This window comes from Neisseria sp. P0001.S005 (assembly GCF_051963715.1).
On sequence record NZ_JBQCTZ010000239.1, the window covers coordinates 1 to 4,907 of the forward strand.

Genomic DNA, 4,907 nt, shown 5'->3' on the forward strand with positions numbered 1-4,907 from the left:
TACTTAAATGTATTTGATGGAAAACGGAATAGGGCAACTGTACAGAGGGGCTACTCTTTGATACAGCTGTTGGTGGTGATATTGGTGGCTTCGATATTGGCTAGGCCGTCTGAAAGATACTTAAGATTAGTTTTCAGACGGCCTTGTTGTAAGATTAGTTTTTGATATTGGCGTACTTTTTTAAATACAGATAAAATCCCTGTTAATTATTTATAACGATATTTTTAGGATACACAGTGCTTGCTTTGGATTATTGTCATCAAAAGGCTGCAGAAAGCCATTCCAGTTTTTTATCCGGCTTTCGTTTTTTATCGGTAGAAAAACGGAATGCGATCACTGTTTTATACGCTTTTTGTCGCGAACTAGATGATGTGGTTGATGGCTGTACCAATCCAAATGTAGCTCAGATAACATTGAATTGGTGGCGCAGTGATTTGGAGAAAGTATTTAATAATGAGATGCCGGAGCATCCTGTTCATCAGGCTTTAAAAGATATTCGGGCAAATTTTGACTTGCCGAAGAATGAATTTGAAGCTTTGATTGATGGCATGCAGATGGATTTGGAGCAGGCTCGTTATGGTAGTTTTGATGAATTAAAGCTGTATTGCCACCGTGTTGCCGGGGTAGTGGGTTGTCTTATTGCGCGGATTTTAGGTTTTTCCAATCCGAAAACTTTGGAATATGCGGACAAAATGGGCTTGGCTTTGCAGTTGACGAACATTATTCGCGATGTGGGCGAAGATGCGCGGCATGGAAGAATTTATCTGCCGATAGAGGAAATGCAGAAGTTTGATGTACCTGCCAATGTAATCATGCAGTGCAAACCGACAGACAATTTTGCAAAATTGATGCAATTTCAAGTGAATAGGGCGCGTGAAACTTATCGTGAAGCGATGTTGTTTTTGCCGGCTGAGGATAAGAAATCGCAAAAAGTCGGCCTGATTATGGCGGCTATTTATTATGCGTTGTTGAATGAAATCGACCGTGATGGTGCGCAAAATGTTTTGACTTATAAAATTGCGATTCCTTCTCCCCGTAAAAAACGTATTGCTTTGAAAACTTGGCTGTTTGGATTTAAACCATGAATAAGCGTCCAAAAATTGCTGTGATTGGTGCCGGTTGGGCAGGTTTGTCTGCGGCGGTTTCCCTGATTCATCGAGCTGATATTTCTTTGTTTGAGGCCGGGAGACAGGCTGGCGGTAGGGCGCGTGCCTTAGCCGGGAAAGATGATGGATTCAGCTTTTTGGATAATGGGCAGCATATCTTGTTGGGTGCGTATCATGGTGTTCAAACTTTAATGCAACATATTGGCGTTCAACCTGAATCAGCCTTTTTACGCCAGCCTTTGCGATGGTATATCCATGAAGGATTACAGTTTCAGACGGCCTCTCTGCCTGCACCTTGGCATTTGCTTGTCGGCATCCTGCGTGCGAAAAATCTTTCTTTTTCATTGAAAATCAAATTGCTGTCGGATATGTCAGCATTGCAACGTTGGGCAGTTCATCATAAAACCGATTTGACGGTTGCAAAGTGGTTGAGAACACGAAATATTCCCCGCAGCCTGCTTGGCCAATTTTGGCAACCTTTGGTTTGGGGTGCTTTAAATACTCCGTTAGAACAGGCATCGCTGCGCATTTTATGCAATGTATTGAATGATGGCGTGTGGTCTGAAAAGGCGAACAGCGATTATCTTTTGCCTAAGCAGGATTTAGGGCGGATCGTAGCCGAACCAGCTTTGGATTTTCTGCACAAACATGGTGCAAAGATACATCTTGAAACTCGTGTTTCCCATTTAAACCATCATATTGATGGCCGAATTGAAATCAATGGTGAAATATTTGATGCGGTTGTTTTGGCTGTTGCGCCATATCATGTTGACGCGCTTCTGCCTGAAGATACGCCTGACTATATTCAGACGGCCTATCAATCGTTGCACTATCATGCGATTACCACGGTTTATTTGCGTTATGCCCAAGCAGTCAAACTGCCTGCGCCTTTAACCGGGTTTGCCGATGGTACGGCGCAATGGGTGCTACATCGGGGGACGTTGGGCTTGCCGGATAATGAAGTCGCAGTCGTTATCAGCGTTTCCGATTGTACCGAGGCTTGGAAGGATAAAGATTTGGCCGAGAAAGTTCATGCGGACATTAAGCGGGTTTGTCCGGATTTGGATAAACCCGAAGCCGTACGCATTATTACGGAAAAACGCGCGACTACGGCTGCAACGGTTGATTTTATACAACCTGATTTCTCATGGTTGCACCATCGCCGTATTTATCCGGCCGGCGACTATCTCCATCCGCGCTATCCGGCAACATTGGAAGCTGCAGTTCAGTCAGGCTTTGCCGCGGCTGAAAAGCTGATGCTGGATTTACGGGTTGAATAAACTGAGGCCGTCTGAATGTTCAGACGGCCTTTTTGACTTTACAAAACTTACCAAGCCGATACAATATCTGAAACCATAAAGTTCAAGGAACAGTCATGACGACATTAGCGAACAAAACCATCTTGATTACCGGCGCATCCCAAGGCTTGGGCGAGCAGGTTGCCAAAGCCTATGCGGCTGCCGGAGCGACTGTCATTTTGGTGGCGCGTCATCAAAAGCGTTTGGAAAAAGTATATGATGCCATTGTGGCTGCAGGCAGCCCTGAGCCGTTTGCCATCTGCTTTGATTTGATGAGCGCTGAGGAGAAAGAGTTTAAGCAATTCGCGGAAACTATTGATGAAGCTACCGGTGGAAAATTGGATGGCATGGTGCATTGTGCCAGCTATTTCTATGCCTTGTCGCCATTGGACTTCCAAACCGTATCGGAATGGGTCAACCAATACCGTATCAATACCGTTGCGCCTATGGGCTTGACCCGTGCGCTGTTCCCATTGTTGAAGCAATCCGAAGACGCTTCTGTGATTTTTGTCGGCGAAAGCCACGGCGAGAAACCGCAAGCCTATTGGGGCGGTTTCGGTGCTTCCAAAGCCGCGCTCAATTATTTGTGTAAAGTGGCTGCGGATGAGTGGGAACGTTTTGACAACCTGCGTGCCAATGTTTTGGTTCCGGGTGCCATCAATTCGCCGCAACGTATTAAATCTCATCCGGGCGAATCGAAGAGTGAACGTAAAAACTACGAAGATGTCCTGCCGCAATTTATTTGGTGGGCAGGCCAAGAGAGCAGGGGGCGGACAGGTGAAATCGTCTATCTGTAAATATACCTGCTCAGAGTGGTTTGAAAACATGAGGCCGTCTGAAATCTGTATTTTCAGATGGCCTTTAACTTATTGAGTTTTATATCTGAATAATATGGAAGTTTGATGTTTGACGTGTTAGCAGGCAAACATTAGGCTAGCACAAAATTAGATATAGTAATCTAAGTTATAGTTATATTGGATAAATATGACGGAATTTGACTTTATCAGACAATATTTGCAGCGACAAAAATCGGAAGGTCTGATTTTGGGCATAGGGGACGATGCCGCTATTATTCGCCCAAGTAACGGATTTGATTTATGTTTTAGCGCTGATATGTTGGTCAAAGGCAGACATTTTTTTGAAGATGTTTCGCCCGAAGATTTGGCATGGAAAATGCTTGCAGTAAATTTATCCGATATGGCCGCTATGGGTGCCAAGCCACGTTGGGTGTTGCTCAGTGCTGCGTTGCCTGAATTGAATCAAGATTGGCTCAAACGCTTTTGCGATAGCTTTTTTGCTTTGGCTGTGCGTTTTGATACGGTGTTGATTGGTGGCGATACCACCAAAGGCGATTTGGTCTTTAATGTAACGATAGTAGGTGAAGTTCCGACAGGGCGTGCCCTGCGGCGTGATGCGGCCGAAGTCGGCGACGATATTTGGGTATCGGGTCGGTTGGGTTTGGCTGCCGCTGCTTTGAACAAACATCTGGGGCATTATCAATTGCCGTCTGAAATCATGGCGGTTTGCGATGACAAATTGCTCCGTCCAGAACCGCGCGTTTCATTGGGGCAGGCATTGTTGCCGTTTGCCCATGCCGCGCAAGATGTTTCAGACGGCCTGGCTCAAGATGTGGGGCATATTTTGAAAGCCTCTGCTGTCGGGGCGGAAATATTTGCCGATTGTGTGCCGTCGTTGCCTGAATTGAAAAATGTGTTGTCGCGCGAGCAATGGTTGTCGGTAGTATTGGCCGGCGGCGATGACTACGAACTGATTTTTACTGCCGCTCCAGAAGACAGGAAACGCGTTTATCAGGCAGCGGAACAAAGTGGCGTACCGGTCGCCCGAATTGGTAAAATTACTGACTCAGGCCGTCTGAATATTTTGGATGCCGAAGGCGGCGTATTGGAACTGACTTCTTTAGGATTTGATCATTTTGGCTGAACGTAAACCTACTTTTTCTTGGCTGTTGCACAAACCATTGTGTTTTTTAGGATTCGGTTTCGGCAGCGGCTTGTCGCCGGTTGCGCCAGGTACGGCCGGAACGCTGGCAGCGTTGCCTCTGGCTTTTGTATTGTGCCTGTTGGGCATAGACGGCTGGATATTGCTTTTATTGTGTATCGCCTTGTTTTTTTGGGGTATCCGCATTTGCGGTTATACCGAGCGGGAACTAGGCATTCAGGATTACGGCGGTATCGTCTGGGATGAAATTGTCGCGATGCTGCTGGTGCTGTCGCTGATTCCGTTTAAATGGAGCTGGTGGCTGGCGGCTTTTATTATTTTCCGCTTGTTTGATGCGTTGAAACCATGGCCGATCAAATGGTTTGACCGGCGGATTCATGGAGGTTTAGGCATTATGCTTGATGATTTGATTGCGGCTGTGATGACCTTGATGGTCTTGGGCCTGTTTTATTGGATTGCGTGATGCGTTTTAAGTGTTTCGACCCTTTGCAAAAATAGGGCGGGCACGCCGGAATTATCCGGATTGAAATAAAATAAATACCAT

At 46.0% G+C, this 4,907-nt stretch carries 5 protein-coding genes; all 5 read left to right on the forward strand.

Features of this window, described 5'->3' with window-relative positions; translation table 11 throughout:
* Positions 1 to 236: 236 nt before the first annotated feature.
* The 5 genes from hpnD (at position 237) to ACTHSP_RS17850 (ending at position 4,826) form a co-directional block, all read left to right on the forward strand.
* Complete coding sequence (hpnD, locus tag ACTHSP_RS17830) at positions 237 to 1,085, forward strand: presqualene diphosphate synthase HpnD (protein ID WP_440346576.1); 849 nt, start codon at positions 237 to 239, stop codon at positions 1,083 to 1,085.
* A complete protein-coding gene (gene hpnE, locus ACTHSP_RS17835; RefSeq protein WP_049350698.1) occupies positions 1,082 to 2,386 on the forward strand; it encodes a hydroxysqualene dehydroxylase HpnE in 1,305 nt (434 codons plus the stop codon). The genes hpnD and hpnE overlap by 4 nt, the downstream gene beginning before the upstream one ends.
* Positions 2,387 to 2,481: 95 nt before the next feature.
* Positions 2,482 to 3,201, forward strand: coding sequence for an SDR family oxidoreductase (locus tag ACTHSP_RS17840; protein ID WP_440346577.1), 720 nt, complete (start codon positions 2,482 to 2,484; stop codon positions 3,199 to 3,201).
* Positions 3,202 to 3,388: 187 nt separating this feature from the next.
* Positions 3,389 to 4,345, forward strand: coding sequence for a thiamine-phosphate kinase (gene thiL / locus ACTHSP_RS17845; RefSeq protein ID WP_049350700.1), 957 nt, complete (start codon positions 3,389 to 3,391; stop codon positions 4,343 to 4,345).
* The gene (locus ACTHSP_RS17850) at positions 4,338 to 4,826 is read left to right on the forward strand and encodes a phosphatidylglycerophosphatase A family protein (RefSeq protein WP_049350702.1); all 489 of its coding nucleotides are present in this window, start codon (positions 4,338 to 4,340) and stop codon (positions 4,824 to 4,826) included. Before thiL ends, ACTHSP_RS17850 begins: the two co-directional genes overlap by 8 nt.
* Positions 4,827 to 4,907 lie beyond the last annotated feature (81 nt).